Raw genomic sequence first — 25,700 nt, 5'->3', positions numbered from 1 at the left:
GCCCGGAGCAGAGCCCGGACACTCCCATCGGGCGTGTGCTGAGCAGCGCCCCCTGCGTCCGCTGAGCGGCAGGAGCCTACCCATGACCAAGACCACCAAGACCCGCCTTCTGGGCGGCAGCAGCTTCATGCCGCGCATCCCTTACTCGCCGGGCGGCTTTCGCGGCCAGTTGAGCGGCCCGACCATCACGATGGCCCCTGAGAACGACGGCGGCGGCGGTGGTGGTGGCGACCCGCCTGTGATCGACGCGGCTGCCCATGCCGCCTTGGCGGCCGCCCACGAGCGGCTGAAGCGGGACTCGCAGGCCGACCGCACCGCCCTGACCGAGCTGAAGGCCGAGGTGGCCCGGATCAGCGCGGAGAAGGACGCGGCCGAGGAAGAAAAGGTTCGGGCGACCGGCGATGTCGAGGCGGTTCGCACCCAGCTGGAGACGAAGCACGCCCGCGAACTGACCGCGGCAAACCAGCGGGCCGACAAGGCCGAGGCGCAGGTTCGCCAGCTGGTCATTGAGAACGGCCTGAGCGCCGCCCTCGACGAGGTCAAAGTCCATCCGGACCTGAAGCAAGGCGCCCTGGCCCTTCTGCGCGAAGGCGTCGAGTTGCGTGACGAGAACGGAACCCCGGTCGCCTACCGCGATGGCGCGCCGCTCGTCGACGCGATCAAGACCTGGTCGGGCGGCGCCCAAGGCAAGGCCTACGTCCTCGACGGCAACACCGGCGGCGGCGCCAACGGCGGCCCGAAGAACATGGCCGGCAAGAACCCCTGGAAGTCCGGAACCCCGGATTTCTCCCTCACCGAACAAGACCGCATCACCCGGGACGATCCTGCCCTGGCGATGCGTCTGAAGGCGGAAGCCGGGATCGCCTGATCCCTTCATCCCGGCGCACCCAGCGCGAGCCCCATGGCCGCGTCCCTCTCTTGAAAAGGAACTTCGGCCATGGCCCTCGTGCGCCTGTCTGACCTCGTCTTCGGCGAGAACTTCAACAACTACACCGTCGAGCGCTCGACGCGTCGGAACGCCTTCGTGGCGGCCGGCGTCGTCATCGTGGATCCTGCCATCGCGGGCTTCATGAGCGAGCAGGGCTTCATCGTGAACATGCCGCACTTCAAGCGCGTGGCGAACGACGAGCCCAACGCCTCCTCGGACAACCCCGCCGACATCGCCGTCCCGAAGAAGGTCGGCACCGGCTCCGAGATCGCCCGCAAGCTGGCCCGCAACCAAGGCTGGTCGGCTGCCGACCTCACCGCCGCCTTCATCGCCCGCGACCCGCTGGCGGTCATCTCCGACCAGATCGGCGACTACTGGGCCGGGGTGAACCAGACCACCATCCTGAAGATCACCCAGGGCATCCTGGCCGACAACGTGGCCAACGACAGCGGTGACATGCTGAAGAACGTCGCCACCGACGCGAACAGCGCCGTCACCGACGCCGAACGCTTCAGCTCGGACACGATGATCGATGCCGCCCAGACCATGGGCGACGCCAAGGGCAGCCTGGCCGCCATCGCGGTTCACTCGGTCATCCATGCCCGGATGCAGAAGCAGGGCGCCCTGCTGGACCACCACGATCCGGAGACCGGCAAGCTGCTGTTCTCCACCTACGACGGCAAAACCGTCATCGTGGACGACGACATGCCCGTCACCCAGGGCACCTACCGGAAGACCTACACCTCGATCCTGTTCGGGGCCGGCGCCTTCCGTCAGGGCTTCGGCACCCCGAAGACCCCGACCGAAGTCGCCCGCGCTGCCGACCAGGGCAACGGTGAAGGCGTCGAGACCCTGTGGAATCGCCGCCACGAGGTCATTCACCCCACCGGCTACGCCATCGCCGGCACCCAGATCAGCAGCAACGCCTCGCCGACCTACTCGGCGCTGTCGACTGCCTCGAACTGGAACCGGGTGTTCGACCGCAAGAACATCCCGCTGGCCTTCATTCAGACCAACGAGTGATCGGCAGCGGGCCGGCTGCTTCGGCGGCCGGCCCGGGCGCGGGGGCGTCAACTACCACCCATCGTCACAATCCCCAGAATGAAAGGGTCGCGCCATGCGCCACCTCCTGATGACTTCGGCGCTCGGCGCCGTCCTCTACGCCGCCCACAACGATCAGGGCGGCGGCTCCACGGCCTCGGACACCGCTCCGGGTGACAAGCCTGCCGGTCAGCCGATCTCGGCCCCCAGCGACGGCCAGATCGCCCTGACGGCCCACAACAACGGCGACGGCACCTGGTCGGTGAAGCGCGGCCCTGACGGTCCTGTCCTGCAGGACGGTCTGCCGCGCGAGAAGGCCCTGGCCATCGTCGGCGGCGCGACCGGTCCCTACGAGCCGGCCAACGCCCAGGAACAGGTCGCCTCGGATGCCCGCGCGGCCCTCGAAGCGCAGGAAGCCCAGCGTGAAGAGCGCGAAGTCTTCCAGAGCGACGAGGAAGCCCTCGCTGGTGTCCAAACGCCCGAAGCCCTGGCCGCGGAGAACGCGGACCTGAAGGCCGAGAACGAACGGCTCAAGGCCCAGGTCGCCAAGTTCGACAAGGACGGCGACGGCAAGACCGGCGGCGGATCGGCGAAGCCCAAGGCCTCGGCGGCTCAGCCCGACGGGGTCGAAGGCAAGGGCAAGAACGGCGGCGAATAGCCGTCTTCCATCATCGGCGGGGCGGCCTGGCCAGGTCGCCCGCCCCTTTTCTCTAGGAGACCGATATGGCTTTCCCGATCGGCGCGCAGTCCCTGCGTCGCCTCTACAGCTACCTGTCCAAGCGCTACGCCGCGCAGGGCGCCGCCTGCAAGGTCGCCATCGGCCTGGCAGCCGGGGCCAACAATGTCATGGGCATCACGATCACCGTCCAGGACGAGGACGGCAACACGGTGCCGGGCGTCCATCAGCTGGATGTCTGGGCCTCGGAGCTGGCCACCGGCCTGAACCTGACCGCCGACACCTACAGCGGCGATCTCGTCGCCACGGCCGGCTACATCCTCGCCAGCCCGACGGCGAAGAAGCGCTGGACCGTCCTGACGGCCGCCACCGGCATCTTCACCGGCAACCTCACCGACACCGCCGAGCCTCAGGACCAGTACATCGTGGTCAAGAAGCCCGTCGGCGCCGGCATCACCGTCTCGGCCATCTCGGCCGGGAAGTTCGGCTAAGCCGATGACCACCTACGCGATCACCGCCGCAGGAACAGCGAAATGGGCTTCGGGCCCGCTCGTGACCGCCTCGGCGGCGGTCGCGTACGGTGCGGCCCGTGGCTGGGCCGACTGGTCGGACGAAGCCGCCATCGCCCGGCATATCCTCGACGCCTCGACCTGGCTGCGGGCCACATGGTCGCCGCCGACCGTCTACGACGCCGACCTGGACATCGCTATCGGCGACGCGCTGATCGAAGCCGCCCGCCTGATCCCCGCCGGGCCCCTCCTCGGCGGCGCGGCCTATGCCGAACCCCAGATCATCCGCGACAAGACCGGCCCCCTCGAAACCGAGTGGGCGGAGGTGTCGCAAGCCGACCTTCTCGAGGGCCGCCTGTCGCTGGTCAGCGCCATGCTCGCCGCCGCCGGCGCAAGTCGCCTGTTCGGCGGCGTGATGGTGCGGCTCTCGAAGGCCTGACCATGGCCTACGATGACCGCGCCAAGGCCGGGGCGGCCAAGAAGCTGGCTCCTAAGGCCCAAGGCGGCAAAGGGCAGGCTGTCACCCTCACCCGGGGCTCCAAGGGCCCGTACAACCCCGCCACGGGCTCCGCAGTGCCAGGCAGCACCACACAGCAAGGGTCAGGCCTCGAAGAGTCCTACAAGGCCTTCCAGATCGACGGCACGAAGATCATGGACGGCGACAAGAAGTTCATGCTGTCGCCTGTCACGCTCGACGGGTCGGACATCGTCCTGCCTCGCACAGGCGACCGGGTCACCTACGAGAGCGGCAAGGCCTGGACCGTGCAGATGGTCGAACCCTTCGCACCCGCCGGCCTTCTGATCTTCGCCTACCTGCACCTGCGGGGCGCCTGATGGCTGGCCCGTTCGAGATGAAGCTGCGGGAGTTCGCCGCTAAGGCGAAGGAAGACGCCGACGCGGCAGTGCGCGGCGTGGTGCTGGAGGTCCAGCGCCGTGTCGTCCTCCGCTCGCCAGTAGATACCGGACGGTTTCGAGCCAATTGGCGGTATGGCCTCGACGATGTTTCAACCGGAGCCCCTGAGCCCGGCGGCACGAAGGAACGGCCGGCGCCTGGCGCGCCGTCGCCCCAGATCGGCCCCGGCGATGGCGTCGGACACCGGCACTACATCACCAACAACCTGCCTTACGGCTGGGCCCTGGAAACTGGGCACTCGACGAAGGCGCCGGCCGGGATGGTCGGGATCACGGTCGCGGAGTTCGCCGCCATCGTCGACAAAGAGGTCGAGAAGGTCCGGTCATGAGCATCATCGCGATCCGCGCCGCGCTGGAGACCCATCTGGCTGGCCTGAGCCCTGCTCTGGCTACCGCCTGGGAGGATGACGGGTTCGACCCGGTCCCGGGCCAGCCCTATCAGGCGGTCCACGTCCTTTGGGCGATGCCTGAGAACAACGAAACCGGACGGCTCTATCGACAGGGCGGCATCCTGCAGGTGTCCCTGCGCTGGCCAGCTGACGCTGACCCGCTGGAACTTAATCAGCGCGCCGAGCTGGTCCGAGACAGCTTCCCGCGCGGTCTGACGCTGACCTCGGCCGGCGTGAAGACGAACATCGAAACCACGCCAGCGATTGCTGCCGGACCCAGCGAACCCGACCGGATCGTTCGCATCGTTCGCGTCACCTTCTACTCCAACGACCTGATCTGACGGCCACTCGTCAGCAGCCCCGGCCCTTGGCCGTCCTTCCTCCAAACTCAACTCCAGGAGACCCGCGATGGCCGCTCAAGGCTCAGCGAAACTGATCAGCTACAAGAAGCAGGTTGCCCTCGGCACCGCGGCCAGCGGTTCGGGCGGCCAGTACGTCCGCCGCCGGCCCGGGGCGATGTTCACCCTCGCCCGCGACAGCTACGACAACGACGAGATGGCCTCGCACCGTCAGTCGACCGGCGTCACCCTCGGCGTCCGTCGCGGCAGCGGCAAGGTGCCCGGCGCCCTGTCGCCGAACACCTATCAGGACTGGTTCTCGTCCCTGATGAAGAAGGCCTGGGTGGCGACGGCGAACGTCACCGGTCTGTCGCTGACCATCGCGTCGATCGGCAACGGCAGCTACACCATCACGCGCTCGGCCGGTGATTGGCTTGCTGCCGTGAAGGTCTTCGACGTCGGCCGGCTCACCGCCGGCACCTTCAACGCCGCCAACCTGAACAAGAACCTCTTCGTCATCGCCGCCACGACCACCGTCTTGACGGTCCGGCCGTTGAACGGCGTCGCGCTCGTCGCTGAAGGCCCCATCGCCTCGGCCACCTGGGCGACCCCGGGCAAGAAGGTCTGGGGCGCGATCACGGCCCACACCGACGACTGGTACACCGTCGAGGAATGGTACGCCGACATCGCCAAGTCGGAGCTGTGGCCTGACAGCCGGCCGACGCAGGCCGCCATCGGTCTGCCGGCCACCGGCAACTCGACGGTCGATTGGGACTGGCTCAGCCTCAACCGGGTTCGCGGCACCAGCCAGGTCCTGACCACGCCGGCGGCCGAAAGCACGACTGGCGTCGTGCAGTCGATCAGCGCCGTCGTCGTGATCAACGGTGTCGCCACGCCAGTGACGGGCATGCAGTTCACCATCAACAGCGGCGACAGTCCCGGCGAGGCGGAGACCGGCTCCAACGGTATCTCCGACATCGCCAAGGGCTCGCTGTCGGTGTCCGGCCAGTTCACGGCCAAGTTCAACAACACCACGATGCAGGACGCCTTCGACGACGCCACCGCCATCTCCATCGGCGTGGCTGTGGCCACCGACGGCACGGCGACCGCCGACTTCGTGGCCTTCGGCATGAGCAAGCTGAAGCTGACCGGCGACTCCCCGGATGACGGCCGCAAGGAAATCATCCGCACCTACCCGTTCACCGCCGAGATCAACGGTAGTGGCGGGGCCGGCCTGGCTCACCTGCAGACCATCATCAGCCACCAGGACAGCCTCGCCACCTAAGGCGGGGCGCTGGGTCTCGGCATCCCCGAGGCCCAGCCCTGACTGACCCCGGCGCCGGCAATCCGCCGACGTCCGTATCCGGGCCAAAGCGCCCAAACCCCCGAGGAACCATGACCAAGAACAGCGGAATTTCGCTCGCCTCTATCGCCAGCCAGGTGACGAAGGACGACACTGTCGAGTTCGAACCCCGCATGCCCAACGGCGACCCGTCGGGCATCATCCTGCTGCTCAAGAGCGACGAATCGCCGAGCGTCCGGCCCGTCCTGAACCAGATCCAGAACGAGCGCCGGAAGATGGAAGCCATGATCGAATCGAAGGCGGCCAAGGCGCCCCCCGGCGAGGTCATCGTCACCGTCGAACAGGATCAGGCCTTCGTCTGGAAAGCCGCCGCTGCCCGCGTCTTCGGCTGGAAGGGCATCGACGACGAGTTCAGCCAGATCAACGTCGTCCAGCTGTTCACCCTCATCCCCTCCTGGGCCACCCAGACCATCGCCAAGGCCGGAGAACTGGCCGGTTTTACCAAGCCCGCGCCGACAGCCTGATCGAGTACGCCGAGGCGCACTTCGCCCTCGAAAAAAAGGTGGACGACGGCGCCGGCGGAAAGTGCCCGCGTCGCGTCCATCTCGAGGCGATGGTTCGCCAAGGCGACCCCGAGGCGGAAATCGAGCTTTACCACGGCCCGACCCTTCCCCCTGCAACGGCCTACCTCTGGTCCTGGTGGCTGGACCTCTGCCAGACGCGCGGCGGCAGCGGGTTCGGCCTCAACCCCATCGACCGTCACGACATCCAGCAGTTCGCCGAAGACGAGGCCCTGATCATCGAGGCCTGGGAGCGGCGAGCAATCATCCGGCTGGACGGCGCCTACCGGCAATCCCTCATCCCTGACGAACAGCCCAAGGAGGCGACGACATGACGACCCTCGCCGAACTGGGCATGGTGATGGATGCCAGCCAACCCGAACATGCCATCGGGGTCCTGGACCAGGTGGCGGATGCTGGCGGCCGGGCCGAGACGGCGACTACTCGTCTCGGCAGGGCCTCCGCCGGCGCCTTCGGAGAAGTCGGCAGGCTTGCGGACTCGGCTCGGTCGGCTAGTGGCGCGGTCGACGGGCAGGCTGCCGCCACCGGTCGGGCCACCAGTGCTGCGGGCGGGATGACATCCGCTGTCCGGGCCCAGGAGGCGGCCTATTCGTCAGCCGCCGCCGGCGCGACCAACTTCGCCGGCAATGTGCAGACCGTAGAGGCCGCCCTTGACCGTGCCGGGCCTGCTGCCCGCTCGGCGGCGATGTCGTTCAACGACTTCTACGAGGAAGCCCAGAGGGACTTCGCCAGCCAGTACGTTAGCCAACTCAACGCCAGCCAGGCGGCCCTGCAGGGGGTCGAGGATCAGGCCCAGGCGGCAGGTACAGCAGCGGCCAACTTCGACCTGAACGTAGTCCGTGCTGCCGGTGGTGCGAAGCTCGCCGCGCACGAGGCCGCCAACCTCGGGCGTCAGTTCGCCGACATCGGCACCTCACTGGCCGGCGGCATGTCGCCCCTGATGGTCCTAATTCAACAGGGTCCTCAGATCGCCGACATCGCCCACTCCTCGGGCCTCGGCTACAAGGGCATGGCGAGGGAAATCGCCCTGATGCTGGGCATCCTCGTGCGCGTCGGCCCGGCTCAAATGGCAGGGGCTGGGGCCGCGGCCGCGCACACCGCCGCCAACATCGCCGCCGCCGCATCCGCCGCTGGCCTGTCTGCAGCCGACGCGGCTGTCGAGATCGCCTCGCTGGAAGCCGCAGCTGCTCAAGAAATCCTCGCCAAGTCGACCTCGCGCGCCTTCGCCGCCCAGGTCATGGCGGCCGGCGGCGCACCTGCGGTCGTTGCGGCCAACGAGGCCATCGCCCTATCAGCGACCGAGGCAGCCGCCGCCCAGTCCGTCGCACTCGGCCCGCTTGCCCTGGTCCTGGCGGCCGTCGCCGCCGCTGCTGCTGTTCTCGGCATCGGCCTGGCCGTCACGGCCCAGCAACTCAACAAGACCAAGGAAAGCGCCTCTGAACTTCAGTCGCGCCTCGGTCTCAGCGACGACCAGATGAAGCGCCTGAAGAAGTCGGGCGAGGAACTGTCCGTCACCATGGGCGACGTCCTGGGCGGCACCTTCGACTTCATCGGCCAGAAGGCGGCTGAAGCCTTCCACTGGGACGACATCAAGTCGGGCATCGCGAAGTTCTACCAGGACACGGTCGACTGGACCGTCAAGAGCATCCGCAGCATGGTCGGCGTCTGGGCCGGCTTCCAGGGCGGGCTGCATGCCATGTGGAAGGCCCTGCCAGCGGCCATCGGCGAGTTCACCATCGACGCCGTCAACATGGCGATCCGGGGCGTCAATCGCGGCCTGGAGTGGATCACCGACAAGGTCCAAAAGACCATCGCCTTCGTGAACTGGGTCTCGGACAAGGTCGGGCTCGGGCTGAAGCTGCCCGACTTCAAGCTCGACGGCCTTTCCGAGATGGCCAACGAGTTCCGGGGCGCCGGCGGCAAGCTCGGCACGGCCTTCAGCGACGGCTATCGGAAGGAAGCCAACGCTGCCATGGCCCAATTCGACAAAGACGTCGCCGCCTGGGTGGCCGCCATTGAGGCCAGGCAGGGCAAGCGCCTGAAGAAGAAGGCTGGCGATGCCAACGAGGTGGCGGACAAGAAGGGTCGTGAAGAGCCGGAGTCCGACTACTCGAAGGTCATGAAGCAGATCGGCGAGAAGTCGCTGCTGACCGACAAGGAAACCGCCTCCCAGAAGGCGCTGAACGACGCTGTCGCGGCCGGCAAGATGACCCTGGCCGAAGCCAACCGCGAGCAGGCCATCGCTGCCGAGGCGGCCGCCCTGCGCCAGGCAGCCAACACCACCGACGAGACCCAGCTGAAGGCCATCGACGACGCGCTGAAGGCACTGCGCCAGAGCTACAAGGACCGGGATGCCGAGGCCTCCCGGAATGCGACCCTCGGCGTCCTGGCCGGGCAGGAGCGCACCCTTGAGCAGCTGCGCCTTGAGAAGGAACTGATCGGGGCGACGAACGTCGAGCGCGCTGTCCGCATGGCCCAGCTGAAGGAAGAACAGGACATCAAGGCGGCCCACGACAAGGGCTATGTCTTCACCGACGAGGACACCAAGCGTGTCGAGAACGCCAAGGCCATCGCACGAACCGGGGTCGAGATCGCCGAAGGTCAGGAGCGCTACAACGACGCCCTGACCAAGACGGAAGACCTGTGGAACAACATCGGCGATGCCGTCTCCGAAGCCACAGACCGCCTCGCCAGCGCTGCTCAGGGCATGAACAAGAACTTCGCGGGCGTCGTGCGCGGGTTCGGTGGCATCCTGGTGGCTGTCTCTGATCTGAACGCCCGCGAGGCCGAGATTGCACGCGTGCGGGACGAGCGCACCAAGGGGCTGAAGGACACCGACAACGACTACAAGCTGGCCGTCGCGCAGTCGACGCGGGCCATGCGCGAGGCTCAGGTCAACGCCTATGGCGACATGGCCGGCGCCGCCAAAGGCTTCTTCAAGGAGGGCTCGGCCGGCTACCAGGTCCTGGAGCAGGCCGAGACCGCCTTCCGAGCCGTGCAGTTCGCCATGTCGATCAAGGCGATGATCCAGAACGCGGCGGAGGCGGAGGCAGGCCAAGCACTCAGCTTCAAGAGCGCCATCGCCAACACCATCGAGGGCGTCAGCAAGGCCTTCGGTCAGATGGGCGTCTGGGGCTTCGTCGGCGCCGGCGCGATCATTGCGACCATGGCGGCCCTCGGGGTCGCTGTGGGCAATGCTGGCAGCGGCCACAGCATCAGCGCCGAGGAGAACCAGAAGCGGCAGGGCACCGGCGGCGTGTTGGGCGACGTCGATGCCAAGAGCGAATCCATCGCCAACAGCCTGGAGCTCGTCGCCGCGAACACCAACGCCGAGCTGGAGTACAGCAACGCCATGCTTCGGGCCCTGCGCGGGATCGAGAACAATATCGGCGCGGTCGCGGCGGCTATGGCCCGTGCCCTGTCGGTCGGCGGCGTTCTGGACGAAGCAGCCGTCAAGGGTCTCGGCAGCGTCAACATCGATCGCGGCACTTCCCCGTCCGCCTGGTCGGCGATCTTCGCTGGCGGCGGTTTCGACCCGGGCGGCCTGTTCGCCGGGACCGTCACGAAGAAACTCGTCGACCAAGGCCTGAAGTTCACGGCTCAGTCGCTCGGCGACCTCCTGTCGGGCGGCATCAACGCGAGCTTCTTCCAGACCGTCGAAACCCGCCAGAAGGAAAAGGCCTTCGGGATGACGGTGAAGGACTCGATCAAGAACAAGACCACCACGACCGAGATCGACGCCGACCTTGCCCGCCAGCTTTCTCTGGTCGTCGGCAGCCTGCGTGACGGGGTTCTCGCGGCGGCTTCTGTCCTGGGTGTCGAGGGTGCGGACGCTACGCTGGCCAGCATGAACATCGCCATCGGTCAGATCAGCCTGAAGGGCCTGAAGGGTCAGGAGATCACCGACGCCCTGAACGCCGTGTTCTCGAAGCTGGGTGACGATATGGCCGGCACGGTCATCCCCGGCCTGACGACGCTGCAGAAGGTCGGCGAAGGCCTGTTCGAGACGCTGGTCCGGGTGGCCCGTCAATACCAGGTCATCGACGTAACCCTCTCGTCCATCGGCATGACCTTCGGCGCAGTCGGCCTGTCGAGCCTTGCTGCCCGCGAGCATCTCATCGACCTGTTCGGCTCGATGGACGATTTCGCCGATCAGGTCGGCTTCTACGCGGACAACTTCCTGAGCGACGCCGAGCGCCTCGCCCCGGTTCAAGCCGCGCTGAGCGCTGAGCTGGCTCGTCTGGGCATCACCGGCCTCGACACGCGGGACGAGTTCAAGGCCCTGGTGCAAGGGCTCGACCTTTCCACCGCCGCCGGCGCCGAACTGTTCGCGGCCCTCATGGCCATCGCTCCGGCGTTTGCGGCGATCACTGAGGAAACGAAGGCGGTCGCATCGGCTCGGGACGATCTGTCGGAAGCCTACGACCGCGAGGCCAGCGCGCTGTCCGACACAGCCGACCGGTTCCGTGACCTGGCCTCTGGCCTCGGGAAGTACCGTTCCAGCCTCTACAGCGGCCCTACAGCGGCCCTGTCGCCCGAACAGCAGTACCTGGCCACCAAGGCCGAGTTCGAGCGTGTGGCGGGCCTGGCAGCGCAGGGCAACGAAGACGCCCTTGGCGACCTCCAGGGCGTGTCTCAGGAGTACCTGGACGCCAGCCGGGACTACTACGCCAGCAGCCAGGGCTATTTCGACGACTTGGCCGCCGTCCGGAGCGCCGTCACTGCCGCCGAGGGCATCGCTGGCGCTCAGGTGACCGTTGCCGAGGCGCAGCTCGATCAGTTGAAGGCCAGCGTGGCCGGCATCCTCGACCTGAACAAAACCACGCTGACGATGGCGCAAGCCCTGACGAACTACACCGCCGCCATCGCCGCGGCCTTCGGCGGCTCAACCCAGACGCCGGTCGTCATCAGCACGACAGGGACGGTAACGACGCCGGCGACCCCGACGACCCCGGAGATGCCTGCGACGCCTGCCGTCCCGGTATCCGGCGGCGGTGGAGGCGGCGCCAACGATAACGCCGCTGTCGTCCAGAGCATCCAGGGCCTCGGCCTGCGGCTCCAGAGCATCGAAAACCGGCTGACGCAGGCGAACGATCAACGGGCGTTCGGGACTGCAAGCCAGCTGGAGAAGCTGGACGAGCAGACCGACATCCTCGACCGGACTCGGCAGGACCTACAGGCCCGGCCCTAGTCAACCTGACCGCGCTCCGCTAGCGTCCGCCGCCTGACGGAGGATCCGATGCGAGCTTTGGTTTCAATGTTGGCCCTGATCGGCGTGCTGGTCGCCGCGACGCCCGCCGCTGCCGATTGGCAATGGACGCGCTGGGGTATGTCCCAGGCGGAGGTCATCGAAGCGAGCGGCGGCCGGGCCACGGTCGGCGAAGCGCCCAGCATCCTGGTCATCAAGGAGCCGATGGAACTGGGCGGCGTCACGTTCGATCAGGTGAAGTTCACATTCGAGGCGGGTAAGCTCGACAGCGTGCTGCTGCGCACGACCGAATCGGGCGGGCGGTCATTGACGACGGCTCTGGCGACCCAGTTCGGCGAGCCGGTTTCGCGAGACAGCGTGAACACCGTCTTCGTCGACCGCGACCATGGCAACAGCCTGATGGTGAAAGCGATGCCGGGCTTCACATACCTGATCTATTCGAAAATCCCCGACGCGTTCTAAGCCGGCAGCCCGGAGCCTTGCCGACAGGCAGTTCTAGGGGCTAACTGCTCATCGCCAGACGAGCGCGCCGCGCGCCGTCGCCACCCATCCTCACATCGCAAGGGCTCGCCTTCACCGGCGGGCCCTTTTCATTTGGAGCAACGCCTTGTCCTTCTCGAATTACCTCGAGGCGGCGGTCCTCGACCTGATCTTCAACGGCACGCCGATCCCGAACATCGCGGACAACGCCGCCGTCTCGCCGCTGACCAGCCTGTACGTCAGCCTCCACACCGGCGACCCCGGCGAGGCCGGCAGCCAGACGACCAGCGAGTGCGCCTACGGCACCTATGCCCGCATCGCCTTGGTTCGCACGTCATCGGGATGGGTCCGGTCTGGCAACGTCGAATCGCCCACTGCCGACATCGTCTTCGCCCAGCCCACTTCGGGCACGGAGACCGCGACACACATCGGCATCGGCACTGCACCCTCTGGGGCCGGCAATCTGCTGCTGAAGGGCGCCCTGTCGCCGACCATCGCAATCTCGGTGGGCATGACGCAGCCCCCGACGATCTCCTCCGCGTCGACCATCACCCTGGATTAACGCCATGCAAGTCACCCCCACCGCCGAACCGAAAATCCGTTACGACATCACCGTCAACGGGCCCGGCGACATCACCTTGAACGCCGTCCGCAACATGGACACCCACGAGGAGTGGGACGGCGAAGACCAGGAGGCCATCGACCTCTGGGAGGCTCACAAGGCCCGCACCGTCCTCCACAACCTGGCCATGGCCGCGTTCGAGACCATCGCCTTCGACCAAGGCAGCTGCGAGCGCATCGACGTCTCGGGCGTGGTCGAGCTGCGCATCCTCGTCGACTACCGCGAGGAGTGGGAGGACCTGATCCAGGCTGCCTTCGAGACCGACGGCCAGCTGACCACGGCTCAGGAAGAAGAGCGCCTGACCGTCGTCTGGGTCAGCTAAGACCTAGATGGCTCGGAGCCTTCTGGCTCCGGGCGGTAACAACACCACGGGCGCCGCCCTCTCAGCGGTCCCGTGGTTCGCCCCCCTCGGGGGGCCGCTGGTCTCCACAGGCAGCGTCGAGGCGGAACAGCAGTTCCGCATGGGCGTGGCCGGGACCATCGACCGCCCGGGTTTCTTCACCCCATCAGCGGCAGGCGTAAGCCGCACGGTGGCCATCCGGAAGGGTGGCGTCACCGCGCTCGCTTACACCGCGCCTGACGGCTCGGCAGGCTCGTTCTACGGGTCGTCCGGCAGCGTCGCTGTGGCCGCCGGCGACTTGGTCGCCCTGTCGGCCTACGCGAGCACCACCGCTGGCGCTGTCGGCGCCCTGTCGGCCAACTTCCGGCCCCTGACGGGCCAAGCCTACCTGCTGTGCTGCTCGCCCTCTGGCGGGGTCAATCTCGCCATCACCGGCACCCGCACCCTGTCGGTCCATGGCACCACCCTGGCCGCCGCGAACGGCTCGGTGAACCTACGCCATGTGGTGCGGATCGGCGGCACCCTGCGGGGTGCCTTCGTCTACATCGCCTCGAACTCCAAGACGACGACCACCACCTTCACGCTGGCGATCAACAACGTCGACAGCTTGGTCGTCGTCACCGTTCCGGCTGGCGCGACCGGGTTCTTCTTCGCTCCCCTGACCGACACAGTCGCATTCAACGACGACCTGGCTTGGCGCTATAGCGGCGCGAGCAATGAAGCCCTTCTGGTCTCCACCCTCGGCGTCACCGTCGATGTCGGCAGCGGTGCCAACAGCGACATCTACGTCCGGCCGACGCAGACCCTGAGCCGTACGGGCTCCGGGACCGCCTCTTACGCCTCCGTCACTGGCCAGCTCGCCTTCTCGACCACCGAAGGCCAGAAGCAGATCGCTTTCGGCTTCCCGGCCCGCCTGTCGCTGCTGCGAGCCTACCTGTCGGCGGTCGCCTACGACGGCTCGGTTGCGGTCCGGGTCACGAGCGGCGGCGTGCCGACGACCACCACGCTGGCCATCTCCCCCTCGGTTGCGACCGGGGCAGGGTTCTACGAGGATGCCGCCCACACAGTCGATGTCCTGGCGGGCGATCTGGTCAGCCTTGAGTTCACCGGTGGGACCTCCGGTAGCAACACCTACGCCTACCTCGGCTTGACCGTTGAGGACCTGACCCCCGCGCCGTCGGTTTTCGCCATCACCGGCACCGCTTCGGTCAGTGGCGTCGGCGTCGTCCCGCCGGCGCCGGTCATTCCGCCGAAGTCGGTCTTCGCCATCGGCGCCTCCGCCCTGATGATCGGGGCGACCAACGCGGCCCCGCCCGAGGGGATCACCTCGCGCCCGCGCGGCCGCATCATCACCGCCGAGATCACCGCGGCGATCGACACGTCCGGCACGCTGAAAACGTTCTATGCGACCGATGATGAGTTCGTCAGTCAGCCGACGGACAGTCCGCCGAACCAGGCGTTCGACGGCAGCCTTACCGAGCCAGGCAGCATCACGATCACGGCCTTCGGCGACGGCCGCACGGGCGGCGGCACCCAGCTGGGAACCGGCGACCTGCGGCTGACCAACATCAACGGCCAGTATGACGGTTGGCTGAACTACAGCTTCGATGGCCGGCCCCTCGTCCTGCGGCGCGGCAAGCCCGGCGCCTATCCCGCCGACATGCAGACCGTCTTCACCGGCACCGTGGAGACGCTGACCGTCAACCGCCAGACCATCACCGTGCGCCTGCGCGACAAGCAGTTGATGTTCGCGCGGAAGGCTCTGCCGAACACCTATGCTGGGACCAACGTCCTGCCCAACGGCATCGAGGGCACTGCCGACGACCTGAAGGGCCAGTCGAAGCCGATGCTGTTCGGCTGCGGCTTCAACATCGCCCCGCCGTGCGTGAACACGTCGAAGAAGGTCTACCAGCCCAACGACGGCGCCTGCAGCATCGACGCCGTCTATGTCGAAGGCTTGGCCATCGCCTTCGCGGCAGACTACCCGGACAGTGCGGCTCTCCTCGCCGCCGTCCTGCCGCCCGGCTCGACCTATTCGACCTGTGAGGCCGAGGGCCTGTTCCGCCTGGCCTTCGACCCTGAAAGCGGCGAGGTCACCTGTGACGCCGCCCAGGGAGCGACGGCAGATGAGCGCACCGCCGCCCAGATCCTCGTTCAGCTGGCTCTGCTGGCCGGTTTGTCGCCCTCCGAAATCTCAGCGGCGGATGTTACGGCGCTGGATGCGGCCAACTCCGCCAGCGTCGGAATCTGGATCAGCGGCGACCAGACCTTCGCCAGCGCCATGGATGCCGTCTCAGGCAGCGTCGGTGCCTACTACGGGTTCGACGGCAAGGGCATCCTGCGCATGGCCCGGCTCGATGCGCCGGTCGGCACGCCGATCCTGGAGGTCAACGAGTACGACGTGATCGGCGCGCCGGAGCGCCGGCCAGCCCGGGACGGCGACATTCCGGCCTTCGCCTACACGATCCGCTATGCCCGCATCTGGTCCGTCCAGGAGCGCGAGGTCGCCGGCGCCGTCGCTGCAGCGCGCCGAGCCTACCTGGCCACCGAGTACCGGGCCGAGCGGGCTGAGGACGCCCTGGTCCGGGCCCAGTACCTGCTGGCGAAAGAGGAGACGGCGGACACCCTGCTGATCGCGCAGGCCGCCGCCGCTACCGAAGCCGGCCGCCGGCTCGAGCTTCACAAGGTCCGCCGGGACTTCTTCGACGTGACCCTGTCCGACGACGTGCTGCACGGCATCGAGCTCAAGATCATGGACCTGGTGCTGATCCGGCATAGCCGCTTCGGCATGGCCGGCGGGCGCCTGTTCCGCCTCCTCGGCTTGCGACCCGAGCTGAAGAACAACCGCACCACTCTCACGCTCTGGGGCTGACGATGTCCAACATGGTTCTGGCCTACGGCAACCTGGCCGAGGCGGCGACGCTGTCCGGTGGCGGTTGGCTCGATAGCCTGCCGCTGACCAACCTGCAGGACCGTCGGCTGGAGAAGGTGGCCCGGTCCCTGTCGGTGGCCCCGGTGCATACTCAGTTCACCGCGGCGTTCTCGACGCCCCGGCTGATGCGCGTCGTGGCCTTCGTGAACCACAACTGCGCCCCGCTCGCCCGGCGAAAACTGACCTTCTCCTCCACCGAGGACTTCAGCACGGTGGTCCACGTCAGCGACTGGCTCGACGTCTGGCCGACGGTCTATCCCTTCGGCACCCTCCCTTGGGGCTCGCCCAGCTTCTGGACCGGAAAGTATCCGGCCGAGCAGATCGCCGCCTACAACGGCACGCTCGTTTACATCCTGCCGACCAGCATCAACGCCCAGTATGTGCGGCTGGAGATCGACGACCAGACCAACCCGGCGGGCTACGTCCAGATCGGCCGCCTGTTCGCCGCCGACGGCTGGCAGCCGGTGCGGAACTTCAAGTCGGGCGGTTCGCTGGCCTGGGAACCTCGCACGGAGACGCAGGAGGCCCTGAGCGGCGCCCTGTACTTCAACGAGCGTCGCTCCCGCCGGGTGGCCCGGGTCGAGTTCCCGAACATGAGCGAGGACGAGGCCATGGCTCGAGGCTTCGACCTTCAGCAGGCGGTCGGCATCTCCAAGGAGGTGCTGTTCATCTGGAACCCTGACGACACCGTCCACGCGATCCGCCGCCAGTTCCTGGGCCGGCTCCGCACCCTTTCCCCGCTGGAGAACCCCCGGTTCACCGGCTGGCGGATGGCCTTCGAAATCGAGGAATTGCTCTGATGACCACCGTGACCATTCCCGTCGATCGCGGCGGCGACGGCGCCACCTATTCCGACGACGCCGATCCGACAACCGGCCTCGACAACTACGGCTACGTCACGCGCTGGATGAAGCTGATCCAGGCGATGATGGGGGTCGCCAACTGGATCAAGGCCCAGGCTGATCTCGTCGCCGGCTATGTGACTGCCGCCGCTGGGTCGGCGAACTCTGCCCTCAACGCCCCGGGCACCAACGCCACGTCGACGACGTCGCTGCTCATCGCCAACTCGGTCTCGAAGACGTTCACGATCCAGACCGGCAAGGCCTATGTCGTCGGCCAGACCCTCGTTGCCGCGTCTGCCGCTGACCCCGCCTACTTCATGGCTGGGCAGGTCACCGCCCACAACTCAGTCACCGGCTCGCTGACAATCCTGGTGTCGCAGATCGGCACCGTCGGAACGAAGGCCGACTGGGTCATCTCGATGGGCGCCATCGTGTCGTCCACCTTGCCGAACCAGGCCGGCGCGAACCTTAAGGTCCTGGGGAGCAACGGGACGACCGCCAGCTGGGTCGCCGCCGTCGTGCCGGCCAACAACGGCAGCGACTTCACCAACATGGCGACGGTCCGCTCGAACCTGGGCCTGATCATCGGCACCAATGTGCAGGCGTTCCATGCCAACCTGTCAGCCTTTGCAGGGCTGACCCTCATCGCCGACCGGCTGCCCTACGCCACCGGCGCCGGGACGCTGGGGCTGGCCACCTTCACCGCTTTCGCCCGCACCCTTCTGGACGACGCGGACGCGGTCACCATGCGCGGCACCATCGGTGCGCAGGCCTCACACGTGAACCTGACCGCCTTCGCAGGCGTGACGGGCGCTGCCGACAAGTTCTTCTACTTCACCGCGGCCGGGGCTGGCTCGCTTGCGACCGTCACGGCCTTTGCGCGCACCCTGCTGGACGACGTCGACGCCGACACCGCCCGCGCCACTCTGAACGCGGCGAAGAAGGGTGTGAACAACGACATCACCGAACTGCAGGGCCTCGTTCAGGCCCTCTCGGTTGGTCAAGGCGGCACCGGCGTCACCTCGCTGCCCGCTCTGCTCGCCGCGCTGATCCCGGTGACGAGCCTGTCTGGTGGCCTGGTCGGGGAGTTCAGCCTGGGCACGTTCAAATTCAAATGGGGCCAGACGAGCCTGACCGGCAAGACGTCCGGCACGGCCGGCGAGAACACCATCGACTTCACCACCAACGGCCTGACGGACTTCACAACCGTGTGCGCCGGCGCCTGGGTCATCCCTGACCAGCCCGCTGGCGGCATCGGCGGGACCAACTATCCCGCCTACGTCCGGAGTCTCTCGGTCTCCGGCTTCACCGCCGGCCTCGACAGCGCCGGGACGCCCGACAACACCTACACCTGCTACTGGTTCGCCATCGGCATCTGAGGCGGGTTCCAAGCAATCATCCATCGGAGGCTAGAGGGCTGGTGTGGAACAACTGTTCAGCTTCATTGAACGCGCCTGGCCCTACGCCTTGGTCGCAGGTCCTGGGCTTTTCGCGCTCTGGAAATATTACCGGGACGCGGAGCTGGCCAAGGCCAAGCTCGGGGTCGAGGACCGCCGCGACCGGCAGGACCTTATCAAGATCGCCCAGGAAGCTGCGGGCGAAGTCATCGAAGAGTTGCGTCAGGAGGCGGCAAGGCTGCGGGACCGGCTGGAAACCGTCGAAAACGAACTGCAGCAGGTCCGGAAGGACAACGCCGAGATGATGGCCGCCAAGGACGCGAAGATCACCATGCTGGAAGGGGAGAACCGCCAGCTTCAGCAGCGGCTGCGGGCCTGCGAACACCTCCTCGAGCGCCACCACATCCCGGCTCCTCGACAGGGCGAAACCTACTGGGAAATGGACGACGGGGGGCTGCGGCCCATCGAGACGGCGAAGGGACCTCCGGCATGACCATCTGGGGCAAGGACATCATCGCCCGAGTGGCGCACGACTACATGACCGGGGCTGACGGCGAGACGTTCGCCATTGGCCGGGGCCTGGGGCTCGTTCTGTTCGGCGCTGGGCTGATCTTCCCCATCGGGGTGGGCATCTACTCCGCCATCGTGCTGAAGCCCTCCCTGAGCGAGTGGGCGGGCTATCTGGCTGCGTTGGCGGCCTATTACCCAGGCCTCGCGGCGGCGGCCGCCGGCCTGATCTGGGCGACCAACCCTACAGAGCCGAAATCGACCATCAAGGAGACGACGACAGTCGCCGCCACCGGACCGGACGGCAGCGCGACCACCGTCACCGAGATCACCGGCAAGCCTGCCGAATAGCCGCCGACGCGGCACCCCCTCTGACAATCTGGAGAGACCACCATGACCGGCATCCCCGGGCAGTACGCCTATCTGCGCCAGGAACCTCTCGCGCCCCTGATGGTGCGGGTCGCCCTCGACCTCTACGGCACCAAGGAAGTCGCTGGCGGCGCCAACAGCCCGCTCATCCTCAGCTGGGCCGACGAGGTCGCCACCGGCACGAAGAGCAAATATGCGGACTGGGCGGGCGACTTCTACAACGCCGACTCCATCCCCTGGTGCGGCTTGTTCATCGCCGTCTGCGCCGTCCGCTCGGCTCAAGGGCGGCCGGAACGCCTGCCCGAGCACAAGTACCTGTCGGCCCTGGAGTGGAAGAACTGGGGCGTGCCGGTCGACAAGAAGGACGCGGTCGTCGGTGACGTCGGAATCAGCCAGCGCGAGGGCGGCGGCCACGTCTTCCTGATCGTCGGTGAAGACGCGACCCACTTCCACATCCTGGGCGGCAACCAGTCCGATCAGGTCAACATCGTCCGCAAGGCCAAGTCCGAGGTCGTCGCTGTCCGGCGCCCGCCGTACCAGTCGAAGCCTGCCGGCGCTCGCAAGGTGCTGGTCGGGCCGCAGGGTGCGCTCGCCGGGTCGGAGGGCTGACCGATGGGCTGGCTCCTCAAGCTGCTGGGCGGATCGCTCGGCCCCTACCTCGCCGGCGCTGTCGGCGTCTTGCTGGCCGGCTCGCTCGCGACCGCGGCTGTTCAGGGATGGCGCCTCGACCACGCCAAGAAGGACCTGACCGAGGCCCGCGCCGCGCTGAAGGACCCGGTCACCGGGAAGAAGTGGAAAGACTTGGCCGTCAGCCGCCAGCGCGACCTCGACCAGTGCAGGGGCAACAACAAGACCCTGACCGACTCCCTCGGCCGCCAGAACGCCGCTGTGGACCTCTGGAAGGCCGAGGCTGCCGCAAGGACCGCCGACGCCGCCAAGGCCGCCCTGGACGCCCGCAGCGCCCGCGCTGTGGCTGAGAGCCGGGCCCGGGACCTTGCCGCCCTCAAGTCCGCCTCCACCTGCCCCGGCCGCGAGGCCGCCATCGTCGACATCGTGAAAGGACTGACCCGATGAACCGCCGCATCATCGCCATCGCCGCCCTGTTGCTGACCTATCCCCTGATCACTGCCGCAGGCGGTGGCGGGGGCTGCGCCACCACCAGCGAGCCCCGCATCGAGACGGTCATCGTCAAGGAGCCGGTGGCGGTGCCCTGCGCAGACAAGCGCAACCCGGCGCCGTCCTTCGTCGACACCTTGGGGGCCATCCAGGCGGCGGTCGGCCGTGGAGAGATCGACGTTGCCTTCGCGCTGGCCATGGGCGGCCGGGAACAGCGGATCCAGTACCAAGCCGAGAGCGACGCACAGATCGCCGCTTGCGCCCGGCCACCCGACCCGGGCTAGGGCTTTCACCGGGGCAAATGTGTGCCCCGCCCACAATTGCCGGAAAATCCGGTAATTGGCCCTGGCCGGTGTTCGAGAGGAAATCACCCTCAACCCCAAAGGCAGCAAGGGATTCGGCCCGGCCGGACGGCTTAAGGAAATCAACCGTCCGATCAAATCGGACAGTTGGATAACTCCGAGAAATCCGGAGTTTTGGCTATAGGATTTTCCCACACCCAGACCCGCCCCCGGCTCCGGCTGGGGGCGGGTTTTTGCGTTACAGCATCACCGGGTCGGAATCGAAGATGCCGGCGTGGTCGCCGCTGCCGACGGCGCCGTGCAGATCGTCCGCGAAGGCGCGCAGCTCGACGGCTGCCATCTTGCTGGCCCTGCCAGCCAGTTTCGCCTCTGGTTCGTCCTGGGCGCAGCGCAGCGAAACCGTGGCCAGGATCACCCGCTCGTAGGGCGCCTCACCCTCGACGGCCCGGAAGTTGCTCGTCGACCACCAGGTCGCATTCCCCTCCCGGCGGCTGATCTCTGGCGGCAACTCCCCGCTCGCAAACTGGGCCGCCGCTCGCCGCAGCATCGGCACCATGATCCGGGCCGTCCGCTTTCGCAGTGAGTTCAGGTCTTGAAATTCGACGGCCTCGAAGGTGGCCACCCCGGCAAGGCTGGCGCCCTGGCTGTTGAAGATGCTGCCACGGCCCGTCTCCAGCCGCTGGGTCACCACCCGGGGCCCGCCGGCGCCACCGATCGTCACCACCATCGGCTCGATGCAGCTGACGCGAAACCCGTTCCGGGTCGTGAAATAGACCGACATCGTCAGGCCTTCTTCGAGCGCTTCGGCTTGGCTGGCGGCGTCTTGTCAGCTGGTGTCGGCGTATGGACGCGGTAGGTGCCGGGGTCAGCCTCGCCGCGGTTGATGGCGGCAGCCTCCCGCAGACCGGCGGCGATTTTATCGAAGGCCCGCTTCGTCATGAGCCCAACTCGAGCCCGAGTTTGTCCGGTGCATCAGGGTGACCGGCGAGCAGGGCCCAGCGCCTGGCAGTCGGGTCAGGCGCCTCCTCCCAAGGCAGGCCGCCGATGTTGCCGATGCGCTCTACGGCGCCCGACGACATCAGCAGGATCGTGCCCTGGCCGTCGTCGTCATCTCGGCTGAACAGGGCCGCCTCGACCGGCTGACCTTGGGCTGCCCACTTGGCCCTGAAATCCTTCACCAGGGGCGAAAGGTCGGCGTCGAACGAGAACCAGTGCTGCTTCCAAGCCAAGGCCGGGCCTCCAGGTGGCTGACAGCCTCAGAATGGACCAAGACGCCCGGCGGGGCGAGCCCTGCTAGGCGGTGCCGCCCATCTCGAAGATAGGCCGCTCGACGGCCCCAATGGTCGGCTCGACCCCGTAGAGCAGCAGGGGTTCGTCGTCGCCGACCACAGAGCGGAGAAGCCTCTCGTGCTGGCGGGATATGGTGACGGAAATAATGGGGGTTCCGGGAGCGGCTGACCGCGTCAAATCCTCGACCATATCCACCATCAGCTGCTCGGCTTCGGACCGGTCGTCCTCCTCCATGTCGAGGGCAGCAAGGGTAGCGCCAACGATGCAGGCCATGGGTCTTCCTCCGCAGGAAACGGACAGTGGCGCTCGCGCTGACCAAGAGTCCATGGGGCGCCGTGGCACGCGCCGCGAACAGCCAGAGAACACCGTCCGGGACTATTCCGGGGATTTTGCTCCGACGCCGTCCCGGAGCATCCGTTTTGTTCCGGTTTCGCCGATTGGCGGGTGGCAGGCCCATGGCCCGCAAACCCTTATGCAGCAACGGTTTGATGGCGCACCCGGCACGATTCGAACGTGCGACCTCTGCCTTCGGAGGGCAACGCTCTATCCAGCTGAGCTACGGGTGCCTTTATCAGGGAGCGGTTCTGTAGCCGAAAGGCCGGGGCCGCGCAAACGCCTATTCCCCGCCCAGCCAGACGAAGCGCGCGATGCATAGGGCCGCCAGGGTGTAGAGGAACAGGTCGCCGTAGCTGACCCCCAGCAGGCGGCGGCCGAGCAGACCCTCGGGCTGGGCCACCGTCGGGCGCGGGCGGACGATCCTGAGGATCGCATAGCTGATGATGCCCATGGCCAGGCCGTTGGCGATGGAGAAGGTCAGGGGGATCATGATCAGGGTCAGGAAGGCGGGGATGGCGACCTGGGGGTCGGTCCAGTCCGCCTCGGCCAGCGGGGCCATCATCAGGGCGCCGACCAGGATCAGGGCCGGGGCGGTGGCGGCGGCCGGAATGGCGCTGGCAAAGGGGGCGAAGGCGATAGCCAGCAGGAACAGCAGGCCGGTGACCACGGCGGTCAGGCCGGTGCGGCCGCCGGCCGAGACCCCCGCCGCGCTCTCGATGTAGCTGACCGTGGTGCTGGTGCCGGCGGCGGCGCCGATCATGGTGGCCAGGCTGTCGGAGACGAAGATGCGGTTGAGGCGCGGGATGGTCCCGTCCGGCTGGACGAGGCCAGCGCGCTTGGAGACGGCGACCAGGGTGCCGAGATTGTCGAACAGGTCGACGAACAGGAAGACGAACAGGATCTCGATCAGGCCGAAGGTCAGGCCCTTGCCGCCGACGCCCAGGGCGGCGGGGATGTCGGCCTTGAACAGGGTTGCGGTCAGGGCGGCCGGGTCGATGGGCTCGGGCTTGAAGGCCACGAGGCCGAGCAGCCAGCCGACGACGCTGGCCACGACGATGCCGATGAGAATGGCGGCGCGGACGTTCCACACCTGCAGCAGGGCGATGACGGCCAGACCCAGCAGGGCGACGAGGGCGGCGGGGCTGGTCAGGTCGCCGAGCGCGACGGTGGTGGCGGGGTGAGCGACGACGATGCCGGCGTTCTTCAGGCCGATGAAGGCGATGAACAGGCCGATCCCGGCGGCGATGGAGGCGAACAGAGGGCGGGGGATGGCCCCGACGATCAGCTGGCGCAGGCCGGCCAGCGTCATGATCAGGAAGGCGGCGCCGGAGAGGAAGACGGCGCCGAGGGCGGTCTGCCAGGGCAGGCCCATGCCGAGGACCACGGTGTAGGTGAAGTAGGCGTTCAGCCCCATGCCGGGGGCGAGCGCGATGGGGTAGTTGGCGATGGTCCCCATCAGGATCGAGCCGATGCCGGCGGCCAGGCAGGTGGCGACGACCACCGCGGCGGCGGGCATGCCGGCCTGGCTGAGGATGCTGGGGTTGACCAGGATGATGTAGGCCATGGTCATGAAGGTTGTGACGCCGGCCAGCAGCTCGGTGCGCACCGTGGTGTTGTTTTCCGCCAGGCGGAAGAAACGGCTGATCATGAGGCCCTCCCGCGCCGGAGTAGGGACGGGCCTCATGAAGGCGTCAAGTCGGTCCTAGAACACCAGCGCCCGGACTTCCTTGACGTGCGGCAGGGCCTGGATGCGGCCGAGCAGCTCGGCGTCAGGCGCCTGGTCTACACCGACCAGCGCGATGGCGTCGTCACCGGCCCCGACACGGCCGAGGTTGAATGTGGCGATGTTGACCGTCGCCTCGCCCAGCATGCCGCCCAGGGCCCCGATGAAGCCCGGCTTGTCGAGGTTGTTGACGTAGAGCATGGCGGCGCCGAACGGGGCGTCCAGCTCCATGCCCTTGACCTCGATGATGCGCGGCACGCCGCCGATCACCGCACCGGCGAAGGACTTTTCGCCCTCGTCGGTGGTGATGGTTATGCGGATCAGGCTGTCATAGACGGGCGACAGTTCCTGGCGGTTCTCCGAGACGGTGACGCCGCGCTCCTTTGCGATCGCCGGCGCGCTGACCATGTTGATCTCGGCCAGCATCGGACGGAGCACCCCGGCCAGGGCGGCGGCCGTCATCGGCTTGACGTTGAGCTTGGAGACCTCGCCGATGTAGGCGACTTCGATCGTCTTCAGACCCGGGTCCATCATCTGGCCGGCGAACAGGCCGAGCTTCTCGGCCAGGGCGACGAAGGGCTTCAGCTTTGGCGCCTCGTCGGCGGTGATCGAGGGGCTGTTGAGGGCATTGGTGATGGCCCCCGTCAGCAGGTAGTCGCTGATCTGCTCGGCCACCTGCAGGGCGACGTTCTCCTGGGCCTCGGCGGTGCTGGCGCCCAGGTGCGGCGTGGCGATGAAGTTCGGGGCGCCGAAGAGGACGTTTTCCGGACCGGCCGGCTCCTGCACGAACACATCGAAGGCCGCCCCGCCGATATGGCCGCTGTCGAGGCCCGCGCGCAGGGCCGCTTCATCGACCAGGCCGCCGCGGGCGCAGTTGATGATCCGAACGCCCTTGCGGGTCTTCGCCAGGGCCTCTGCCGACAGGATGTTGCGGGTCTTGTCGGTCAGCGGGGTGTGCAGGGTGATGAATTCGGCGCGCTCGATCAGTTCGTCGATCTCGACCTTCTCGACGCCCAGCTCGACGGCCCGTTCCGGCGACAGGAAGGGGTCGTAGGCGACGACCTTCATCTTCAGGCCGAGCGCCCGTTCAGCGACGAGGCTGCCGATGTTGCCGCAGCCGATGAGGCCGAGGGTCTTGTTGAACAGCTCAACGCCCATGAAGCGGTTCTTCTCCCACTTGCCGGCCTGGGTGGAGGCGTCGGCGGCGGGCAGTTCCCGGGCCAGGGCGAACATCATGGCGATGGCATGTTCGGCGGTGGTGATCGAGTTGCCGAACGGGGTGTTCATCACCACGATGCCTTTGGCCGTGGCGGCCGGGATATCGACATTGTCGACCCCGATGCCCGCCCGGCCGATGACCTTCATGTTGGTCGCGGCGGCCAGGACATCCTTGTCGGCCTTGGTGGCGCTGCGGACGGCGAGGCCGTCGTAGTCGCCGATGATCTTGAGCAGTTCCTCCTTCGAGAGGCCGGTCTTCACATCGGCCTGGACCCCGCGCTTGGCGAAGATCTCGACGGCGGCGGGCGACAGTTTGTCAGCAATCAGAACGCGGGGCATG

General features: G+C 67.4%; 29 protein-coding genes and 1 tRNA gene. 23 read left to right on the top strand and 7 right to left on the bottom strand.

Annotated elements, in window-relative coordinates; translation table 11 throughout:
• Positions 1 to 82 precede the first annotated feature (82 nt).
• The 23 genes from AC2YG9_RS07435 to AC2YG9_RS07325 all read left to right on the top strand — a co-directional run bounded on the left by AC2YG9_RS07435 (position 83) and on the right by AC2YG9_RS07325 (position 20,775).
• The gene (locus AC2YG9_RS07435) at positions 83 to 868 is read left to right on the top strand and encodes a hypothetical protein (RefSeq protein WP_487297315.1); all 786 of its coding nucleotides are present in this window, start codon (positions 83 to 85) and stop codon (positions 866 to 868) included.
• 69 nt (positions 869 to 937) lie between these two features.
• Positions 938 to 1,951, top strand: coding sequence for a hypothetical protein (locus AC2YG9_RS07430; RefSeq protein ID WP_487297314.1), 1,014 nt, complete (start codon positions 938 to 940; stop codon positions 1,949 to 1,951).
• Between the two features lie 94 nt (positions 1,952 to 2,045).
• Positions 2,046 to 2,627, top strand: coding sequence for a chaperone modulator CbpM (locus AC2YG9_RS07425; protein WP_487297313.1), 582 nt, complete (start codon positions 2,046 to 2,048; stop codon positions 2,625 to 2,627).
• A gap of 65 nt (positions 2,628 to 2,692) precedes the next feature.
• The gene (locus AC2YG9_RS07420) at positions 2,693 to 3,136 is read left to right on the top strand and encodes a hypothetical protein (RefSeq protein ID WP_487297312.1); all 444 of its coding nucleotides are present in this window, start codon (positions 2,693 to 2,695) and stop codon (positions 3,134 to 3,136) included.
• Between the two features lie 4 nt (positions 3,137 to 3,140).
• Positions 3,141 to 3,593: a hypothetical protein gene (locus AC2YG9_RS07415; RefSeq protein ID WP_487297311.1), complete on the top strand. Its 453-nt coding sequence runs from the start codon at positions 3,141 to 3,143 to the stop codon at positions 3,591 to 3,593.
• A gap of 2 nt (positions 3,594 to 3,595) precedes the next feature.
• Positions 3,596 to 3,988, top strand: coding sequence for a hypothetical protein (locus tag AC2YG9_RS07410; protein ID WP_487297310.1), 393 nt, complete (start codon positions 3,596 to 3,598; stop codon positions 3,986 to 3,988).
• Entirely contained in the window at positions 3,988 to 4,395 is a 408-nt protein-coding gene (locus tag AC2YG9_RS07405) for a hypothetical protein (protein ID WP_487297309.1), read from the top strand. The genes AC2YG9_RS07410 and AC2YG9_RS07405 overlap by 1 nt, the downstream gene beginning before the upstream one ends.
• Positions 4,392 to 4,796: a phage tail terminator-like protein gene (locus AC2YG9_RS07400; RefSeq protein ID WP_487297308.1), complete on the top strand. Its 405-nt coding sequence runs from the start codon at positions 4,392 to 4,394 to the stop codon at positions 4,794 to 4,796. Before AC2YG9_RS07405 ends, AC2YG9_RS07400 begins: the two co-directional genes overlap by 4 nt.
• Before the next feature lie 67 nt (positions 4,797 to 4,863).
• Positions 4,864 to 6,078 (top strand): phage tail tube protein, encoded by a 1,215-nt coding sequence (locus AC2YG9_RS07395; RefSeq protein WP_487297307.1) that lies wholly within the window; start codon positions 4,864 to 4,866, stop codon positions 6,076 to 6,078.
• 110 nt (positions 6,079 to 6,188) lie between these two features.
• Positions 6,189 to 6,620 carry a hypothetical protein gene (locus AC2YG9_RS07390; RefSeq protein ID WP_487297306.1) on the top strand — a complete coding sequence of 144 codons (432 nt, stop codon included), beginning with the start codon at positions 6,189 to 6,191 and terminating at the stop codon, positions 6,618 to 6,620.
• A 38-nt stretch (positions 6,621 to 6,658) separates the two neighbouring features.
• Complete coding sequence (locus AC2YG9_RS07385) at positions 6,659 to 6,991, top strand: phage tail assembly chaperone (RefSeq protein ID WP_487297305.1); 333 nt, start codon at positions 6,659 to 6,661, stop codon at positions 6,989 to 6,991.
• On the top strand, positions 6,988 to 11,868 hold the full coding sequence (locus AC2YG9_RS07380) for a phage tail length tape measure family protein (RefSeq protein WP_487297304.1): 4,881 nt from the start codon (positions 6,988 to 6,990) through the stop codon (positions 11,866 to 11,868). The genes AC2YG9_RS07385 and AC2YG9_RS07380 overlap by 4 nt, the downstream gene beginning before the upstream one ends.
• A 66-nt stretch (positions 11,869 to 11,934) precedes the next feature.
• Complete coding sequence (locus AC2YG9_RS07375) at positions 11,935 to 12,348, top strand: hypothetical protein (protein WP_487297303.1); 414 nt, start codon at positions 11,935 to 11,937, stop codon at positions 12,346 to 12,348.
• A gap of 145 nt (positions 12,349 to 12,493) precedes the next feature.
• Positions 12,494 to 12,928 carry a phage tail fiber protein gene (locus tag AC2YG9_RS07370; protein WP_487297302.1) on the top strand — a complete coding sequence of 145 codons (435 nt, stop codon included), beginning with the start codon at positions 12,494 to 12,496 and terminating at the stop codon, positions 12,926 to 12,928.
• 4 nt (positions 12,929 to 12,932) lie between these two features.
• Positions 12,933 to 13,310, top strand: coding sequence for a hypothetical protein (locus AC2YG9_RS07365; RefSeq protein ID WP_487297301.1), 378 nt, complete (start codon positions 12,933 to 12,935; stop codon positions 13,308 to 13,310).
• Between the two features lie 7 nt (positions 13,311 to 13,317).
• Complete coding sequence (locus AC2YG9_RS07360; RefSeq protein WP_487297300.1) at positions 13,318 to 16,200, top strand: hypothetical protein; 2,883 nt, start codon at positions 13,318 to 13,320, stop codon at positions 16,198 to 16,200.
• A 2-nt stretch (positions 16,201 to 16,202) separates the two neighbouring features.
• Positions 16,203 to 17,060, top strand: coding sequence for a hypothetical protein (locus AC2YG9_RS07355; RefSeq protein WP_487297299.1), 858 nt, complete (start codon positions 16,203 to 16,205; stop codon positions 17,058 to 17,060).
• Positions 17,060 to 18,481, top strand: a complete 1,422-nt coding sequence (locus AC2YG9_RS07350; protein WP_487297298.1) for a hypothetical protein — start codon at positions 17,060 to 17,062, stop codon at positions 18,479 to 18,481. The genes AC2YG9_RS07355 and AC2YG9_RS07350 overlap by 1 nt, the downstream gene beginning before the upstream one ends.
• 43 nt (positions 18,482 to 18,524) lie before the next feature.
• Complete coding sequence (locus AC2YG9_RS07345; RefSeq protein ID WP_487297297.1) at positions 18,525 to 18,992, top strand: hypothetical protein; 468 nt, start codon at positions 18,525 to 18,527, stop codon at positions 18,990 to 18,992.
• Positions 18,989 to 19,357 (top strand): hypothetical protein, encoded by a 369-nt coding sequence (locus AC2YG9_RS07340; protein ID WP_487297296.1) that lies wholly within the window; start codon positions 18,989 to 18,991, stop codon positions 19,355 to 19,357. The genes AC2YG9_RS07345 and AC2YG9_RS07340 overlap by 4 nt, the downstream gene beginning before the upstream one ends.
• 42 nt (positions 19,358 to 19,399) lie before the next feature.
• The gene (locus tag AC2YG9_RS07335; RefSeq protein WP_487297295.1) at positions 19,400 to 19,984 is read left to right on the top strand and encodes a TIGR02594 family protein; all 585 of its coding nucleotides are present in this window, start codon (positions 19,400 to 19,402) and stop codon (positions 19,982 to 19,984) included.
• 3 nt (positions 19,985 to 19,987) lie between these two features.
• A complete protein-coding gene (locus AC2YG9_RS07330) occupies positions 19,988 to 20,449 on the top strand; it encodes a hypothetical protein (protein WP_487297294.1) in 462 nt (153 codons plus the stop codon).
• Positions 20,446 to 20,775 (top strand): hypothetical protein, encoded by a 330-nt coding sequence (locus tag AC2YG9_RS07325; RefSeq protein ID WP_487297293.1) that lies wholly within the window; start codon positions 20,446 to 20,448, stop codon positions 20,773 to 20,775. Before AC2YG9_RS07330 ends, AC2YG9_RS07325 begins: the two co-directional genes overlap by 4 nt.
• Before the next feature lie 256 nt (positions 20,776 to 21,031).
• On the opposite strand, the gene AC2YG9_RS07320 is transcribed toward AC2YG9_RS07325, so the two are convergent.
• The 7 genes from AC2YG9_RS07320 to serA form a co-directional block, all read right to left on the bottom strand.
• The gene (locus AC2YG9_RS07320) at positions 21,032 to 21,574 is read right to left on the bottom strand and encodes a hypothetical protein (protein WP_487297292.1); all 543 of its coding nucleotides are present in this window, start codon (positions 21,572 to 21,574) and stop codon (positions 21,032 to 21,034) included.
• 2 nt (positions 21,575 to 21,576) lie between these two features.
• Positions 21,577 to 21,732, bottom strand: coding sequence for a hypothetical protein (locus AC2YG9_RS07315; RefSeq protein WP_487297291.1), 156 nt, complete (start codon positions 21,730 to 21,732; stop codon positions 21,577 to 21,579).
• Entirely contained in the window at positions 21,729 to 22,022 is a 294-nt protein-coding gene (locus AC2YG9_RS07310) for a hypothetical protein (protein ID WP_487297290.1), read from the bottom strand. Before AC2YG9_RS07310 ends, AC2YG9_RS07315 begins: the two co-directional genes overlap by 4 nt.
• A gap of 64 nt (positions 22,023 to 22,086) precedes the next feature.
• On the bottom strand, positions 22,087 to 22,356 hold the full coding sequence (locus AC2YG9_RS07305; RefSeq protein ID WP_487297289.1) for a hypothetical protein: 270 nt from the start codon (positions 22,354 to 22,356) through the stop codon (positions 22,087 to 22,089).
• 216 nt (positions 22,357 to 22,572) lie between these two features.
• Positions 22,573 to 22,649 (bottom strand) — tRNA-Arg (locus AC2YG9_RS07300).
• 50 nt (positions 22,650 to 22,699) lie between these two features.
• Positions 22,700 to 24,067, bottom strand: a complete 1,368-nt coding sequence (locus AC2YG9_RS07295; protein WP_487297288.1) for an NCS2 family permease — start codon at positions 24,065 to 24,067, stop codon at positions 22,700 to 22,702.
• A gap of 54 nt (positions 24,068 to 24,121) precedes the next feature.
• Positions 24,122 to 25,699: a phosphoglycerate dehydrogenase gene (gene serA, locus AC2YG9_RS07290; RefSeq protein ID WP_487297287.1), complete on the bottom strand. Its 1,578-nt coding sequence runs from the start codon at positions 25,697 to 25,699 to the stop codon at positions 24,122 to 24,124.
• Between the last annotated feature and the right edge of the window lies 1 nt (position 25,700).

It is taken from the genome of Caulobacter sp. SRI_014 (genome assembly GCF_057586315.1).
This window is presented reverse-complemented; position numbering and strand designations above follow the sequence as displayed.

Excerpts from the sequence above, each read along its gene's own strand:
- AC2YG9_RS07395 (WP_487297307.1), top strand. The coding sequence starts at position 4,864 with ATGGCCGCTCAAGGCTCAGCGAAACTGATCAGCTACAAGAAGCAGGTT.
- AC2YG9_RS07335 (WP_487297295.1), top strand. The coding sequence starts at position 19,400 with ATGACCGGCATCCCCGGGCAGTACGCCTATCTGCGCCAGGAACCTCTC.
- AC2YG9_RS07325 (WP_487297293.1), top strand. The coding sequence starts at position 20,446 with ATGAACCGCCGCATCATCGCCATCGCCGCCCTGTTGCTGACCTATCCC.
- AC2YG9_RS07305 (WP_487297289.1), bottom strand. The coding sequence starts at position 22,356 with ATGGCCTGCATCGTTGGCGCTACCCTTGCTGCCCTCGACATGGAGGAG.
- AC2YG9_RS07350 (WP_487297298.1), top strand. The coding sequence starts at position 17,060 with ATGACCACCGTGACCATTCCCGTCGATCGCGGCGGCGACGGCGCCACC.
- AC2YG9_RS07330 (WP_487297294.1), top strand. The coding sequence starts at position 19,988 with ATGGGCTGGCTCCTCAAGCTGCTGGGCGGATCGCTCGGCCCCTACCTC.
- AC2YG9_RS07415 (WP_487297311.1), top strand. The coding sequence starts at position 3,141 with ATGACCACCTACGCGATCACCGCCGCAGGAACAGCGAAATGGGCTTCG.
- AC2YG9_RS07420 (WP_487297312.1), top strand. The coding sequence starts at position 2,693 with ATGGCTTTCCCGATCGGCGCGCAGTCCCTGCGTCGCCTCTACAGCTAC.
- AC2YG9_RS07340 (WP_487297296.1), top strand. The coding sequence starts at position 18,989 with ATGACCATCTGGGGCAAGGACATCATCGCCCGAGTGGCGCACGACTAC.
- AC2YG9_RS07380 (WP_487297304.1), top strand. The coding sequence starts at position 6,988 with ATGACGACCCTCGCCGAACTGGGCATGGTGATGGATGCCAGCCAACCC.
- AC2YG9_RS07365 (WP_487297301.1), top strand. The coding sequence starts at position 12,933 with ATGCAAGTCACCCCCACCGCCGAACCGAAAATCCGTTACGACATCACC.
- AC2YG9_RS07425 (WP_487297313.1), top strand. The coding sequence starts at position 2,046 with ATGCGCCACCTCCTGATGACTTCGGCGCTCGGCGCCGTCCTCTACGCC.
- AC2YG9_RS07295 (WP_487297288.1), bottom strand. The coding sequence starts at position 24,067 with ATGATCAGCCGTTTCTTCCGCCTGGCGGAAAACAACACCACGGTGCGC.
- AC2YG9_RS07355 (WP_487297299.1), top strand. The coding sequence starts at position 16,203 with ATGTCCAACATGGTTCTGGCCTACGGCAACCTGGCCGAGGCGGCGACG.
- AC2YG9_RS07405 (WP_487297309.1), top strand. The coding sequence starts at position 3,988 with ATGGCTGGCCCGTTCGAGATGAAGCTGCGGGAGTTCGCCGCTAAGGCG.
- serA (WP_487297287.1), bottom strand. The coding sequence starts at position 25,699 with ATGCCCCGCGTTCTGATTGCTGACAAACTGTCGCCCGCCGCCGTCGAG.
- AC2YG9_RS07360 (WP_487297300.1), top strand. The coding sequence starts at position 13,318 with ATGGCTCGGAGCCTTCTGGCTCCGGGCGGTAACAACACCACGGGCGCC.
- AC2YG9_RS07410 (WP_487297310.1), top strand. The coding sequence starts at position 3,596 with ATGGCCTACGATGACCGCGCCAAGGCCGGGGCGGCCAAGAAGCTGGCT.
- AC2YG9_RS07390 (WP_487297306.1), top strand. The coding sequence starts at position 6,189 with ATGACCAAGAACAGCGGAATTTCGCTCGCCTCTATCGCCAGCCAGGTG.
- AC2YG9_RS07430 (WP_487297314.1), top strand. The coding sequence starts at position 938 with ATGGCCCTCGTGCGCCTGTCTGACCTCGTCTTCGGCGAGAACTTCAAC.
- AC2YG9_RS07400 (WP_487297308.1), top strand. The coding sequence starts at position 4,392 with ATGAGCATCATCGCGATCCGCGCCGCGCTGGAGACCCATCTGGCTGGC.
- AC2YG9_RS07435 (WP_487297315.1), top strand. The coding sequence starts at position 83 with ATGACCAAGACCACCAAGACCCGCCTTCTGGGCGGCAGCAGCTTCATG.
- AC2YG9_RS07315 (WP_487297291.1), bottom strand. The coding sequence starts at position 21,732 with ATGACGAAGCGGGCCTTCGATAAAATCGCCGCCGGTCTGCGGGAGGCT.
- AC2YG9_RS07320 (WP_487297292.1), bottom strand. The coding sequence starts at position 21,574 with ATGTCGGTCTATTTCACGACCCGGAACGGGTTTCGCGTCAGCTGCATC.
- AC2YG9_RS07375 (WP_487297303.1), top strand. The coding sequence starts at position 11,935 with ATGTTGGCCCTGATCGGCGTGCTGGTCGCCGCGACGCCCGCCGCTGCC.